This is a genomic window from Kitasatospora sp. NPDC059571, assembly GCF_042735675.1.
In the GTDB taxonomy this organism is placed as follows: domain Bacteria; phylum Actinomycetota; class Actinomycetes; order Streptomycetales; family Streptomycetaceae; genus Kitasatospora.
On the sequence record NZ_JBHWBW010000800.1, the window covers coordinates 1 to 1,615 of the forward strand.

1 protein-coding gene is annotated in these 1,615 nt (G+C 76.5%); it reads right to left on the reverse strand.

The annotated features are described in order from the left end of the window. Positions 1-63: 63 nt before the first annotated feature. Positions 64-1,434: an MFS transporter gene (locus tag ACFV0G_RS39155; protein ID WP_380558624.1), complete on the reverse strand. Its 1,371-nt coding sequence runs from the start codon at positions 1,432-1,434 to the stop codon at positions 64-66. Positions 1,435-1,615 lie beyond the last annotated feature (181 nt).

A 1,615-nucleotide genomic window follows, 5' to 3' on the forward strand; every position in this document is an offset into this window, starting at 1 on the left:
GGCGCGGGGCGGGGGGTGGCGCGCGGCCCCCCCCCCCCGCCGCCCCGCCGGCCCGCCCCCGGGTCAGCTCACCGGCACCGGGGTCCGCCGGGCCGGTGCGGCGGCGTCGCCGGTGGCCGCGGCGCCGAGGGCGGTGCCGCGGGTCTCCTCGGCCCAGAGCACGCAGACCAGCAGGCCGAGCGCGGTGGCGCCGGCCGCGATCAGCATGGTCGGGCCGGTGCCGAGCCCGTTCAGCGAGAGCGGCAGCAGGTAGGTGCCGACGGCCGCGCCGATCCGGCTGACCGAGGTGGCGACGCCGACCGCGGTGGCGCGGATCTCGGTCGGGAAGAGCTCGTTCGGGTAGGTCCAGTCCAGGACGTTCGGACCGCCGCACAGGAAGGCGTACGCGCAGAGCGCGGTCACCGCGACGGCCGCCGGGGCGGCCGGCCAGACGCCGAGCAGCACCAGCGGGAGGATCATCAGCGCGAACGACCAGACGATCACCGGCCGGCGGCCGCGGGTGTCGATCAGGCGCAGCGCCGGGTAGCAGCCGAGCAGGAAGACCAGGCTGATCAGGCCGGTGCCGAGGGTGTCCAGGACGGTGCCGCCCGGCATGCCGAAGGAGCCGAGGATCTGCGGGCCGAAGGTCAGCATCGCGAACAGCGGGCCGACCTGGCAGAAGAAGAAGAGGCCGCAGAAGAGCGTGCGGCGGCGGTACGGCGGGGTCAGCAGCAGGCGCAGCCCGGCGGGGCCGGCGGACGCGGCCGGGTCGGGCATCAGCTCGCGGCCGTCCACCCGCACGCCCAGGTGCTTCTCCACGGCGCGGACGGCGTCGCCGACCCGGCCGTGGGCGGCGAGCCAGCGCGGCGACTCGGGCGTGCCGCGGCGGATGACCAGGAAGACGGCGCACAGCAGGCTGGAGCTGGCCAGCATCCAGCGCCAGCTGCCCTGGCCGCCGGCCTGCAGGAAGAGGTAGCCGACCAGGTAGGCCAGCACGGAGCCGGCGTACCAGGCGATGATCTGCTTGCCGAGCAGCCGGCCGCGGTCGCGGGCGGGCAGCCACTCGGCGAGCAGCGAGGTCGCGATGGGGTAGTCGGCGGCGACGGCCGTGCCGAGCACGAAGCGCAGCACGGCGATCGCCCACACCCCGTCGACCCAGAAGGAGAGCACCGAGCAGACGATCATGACGAGCAGGTCGGCGGTGTACATCACCTCCCGGCCGATGCGGTCGGTCAGCACGCCGAAGAGCGCGCCGCCGACGAACATGCCGAGCAGCGCGGCGGCGCCGATCAGGCTGACGTCGGCGGTGGACAGCCCGAGGTCCGGGCGCATGCCGATCAGGGCCACGCCGACGATGCTCAGGATGTAGCCGTCGAGCAGCGGGCCGCCGGAACAGGCCAGGGCCAGCCGCCGGTGGAAGGCGGTATACGGGGCGTTGTCGATGGTGCGGGACATGGGTTCGGGTCCTCCGGAGCGCACGGCGGTGCTCCCGCACAGCCGGCGCCGGGTAGACGGCAGAGTCCGGGCCGCCCCCCGGGGGGCGGCCCGGGGGGGCCGGGGGGGCCCGGCGGGCCGCGACGGGGTGGCCAGGAGGCGCCCGCCCCCCGGCGGGGGGGGTGGCGCGCGCTGGGTCGAC